Below are 1,724 nucleotides of genomic sequence, written 5' to 3'. Positions count from 1 at the left end.
GGATGTACGCATGCTTTCTAACTTGCTCATTATCAAGCCATCCTTAAGTTAGTAAAAAGACCCAAATCTTCGCCCGTTATCCCAAACTTAGCCAGCTTTTTCTTCATCTGTCGAATCTGCTGCTGTTTCACCTGAGCCACATCCCGCATTAATTTAGTTGGCTCATAGGCTTCGCCCGTCGTGAGCATTTTGTAAACTACTACCGCCAACTTACGTGCCGTGGCGGTGATAGCCTTAATTCGGCCAGCCCGGTAGGCAATCCGCTGAAAAAACGCCGTCATCGGATTGGGCTTCTTCATGTTGCCTAGTGAATTAGCCACCATCCGAAACGTATTGGGTAAGGTGGACTTGTTCTTCAAGGTCTTCTTCGACAACACTTTACCGCCCGATGCCTTGTTATTGGGAGTGAACCCCAGCCATTTAGCAAAGGCTTTGGCCGAGTGAAACTTGCTGATCGACTCGCCGACTTCAGCCATGAACGTCAGTAGGGCATCCCGACCGAAGCCGGGTATGTTGCTTAAATCAACCCCCAACAGTTTATGAGCATACTGTTCAATAGACAGACGCGGGGTGTTGCGCGACTGCCGTAATTTTTGACGGCCTGCCGTTGGATCTGCTACGGCCTGGGGCTGTTCTAACCCTTTTGTGTGGTCGGTGAAGTGGCGATCCAGTTCCTTATCTAACTCAGCGATTTCGGTTTGTAGATTCAGGTAGAGCCGATAGTTGCTGCGAACCTCGAAGCGCATGGCCCCGTTCCAGTTACCCCGCAGTAACTCGATGATTTCGGCAGGTTTCTTTTTACAATGGCCATCAACCAGTTCGGCCAGTTTAATGGGGTCTTCCTGGCCCTGACAGATGGCAGCAATGATCCGTAAACCCGACACCGAATTGGTATCGGTCAGCACTGCATCAAGTCGCACGTTGCCTGCCCGCAGTGCTTTTTGAATACGCCGGATATAATCGGCGGCATCCTCGACCAGACTCCGACGCAACCGCACCAGTGGCCGGATAAGTGTTGAGAACTCGTCGGGCAGAAAGATGGGCGGCAGTAAGCCCAAGCTGTGCAGGGTACGGATGTGAATCGCATCTGAGGTGTCAGATTTGAAACGTCGATAGTTTTTCGTGTTAGCCCCTGAAGTAACGAGTACCTTAAAACCAGCCTCCTGAAGCACGTTAACCAATGGTCGTTCATACCCGCCGGTTGCTTCCATCGCTACGTGCTTGACCTGATGGTCGGTCAGCCACTTAGCAAGCCGGAAGAGTTCTTTAGTGGACACACCGAACTGCTGAACGTGTTGTTTAGGATCGTCGCCCACGGCCACAACGTGAAACTGAGAGCCTATGTCGATACCCGCCACCTGCTGGTGGACGACGGGCATGGCCAGATAGTTATCCTGCTTTTTCATGCTTGAAAGAGGGTAAGCAGTGGAAACAAAAGGCTATCAGCGGGCTATTTAAGATAAGCGATAATCAGGATGTACGGAGTAAAAGCGGCTGCTTCTCTACCAATTGGGTTCTCAACGCATGAAGTAGAAAGCCACTCCATGACGAATAGCCAAATCGGGCGGTTGGACGGGTTGATGAGCACCAACAAACAGGGACGATCTTCCCACAAGGGGCTACTGACAGCCAGGTAAATATAGGCTCAAACGGTGGTTTACTGTTCTCATGCGTTTTTCTGGGTTCGTTCGCCCGCGAACTCGGTGGCGGTTGGGCTGAAAACG

The 1,724-nt window shown here is 51.3% G+C and carries 1 protein-coding gene; it reads right to left on the bottom strand.

Annotation, left to right across the window (positions count from 1 at the left end):
* Positions 1–32 precede the first annotated feature (32 nt).
* Positions 33–1,406, bottom strand: a complete 1,374-nt coding sequence (locus tag ACYVHB_RS32800) for an IS110 family RNA-guided transposase (RefSeq protein ID WP_461056298.1) — start codon at positions 1,404–1,406, stop codon at positions 33–35.
* Positions 1,407–1,724: the final 318 nt, after the last annotated feature.

The sequence above is a fragment of the Spirosoma arcticum genome (assembly GCF_054779955.1).
This window is presented reverse-complemented; position numbering and strand designations above follow the sequence as displayed.

What these genes read in the sequence shown, in the direction of transcription:
- ACYVHB_RS32800 (WP_461056298.1), bottom strand. Translation starts at nt 1,406, where the DNA reads ATGAAAAAGCAGGATAACTATCTGGCCATGCCCGTCGTCCACCAGCAG.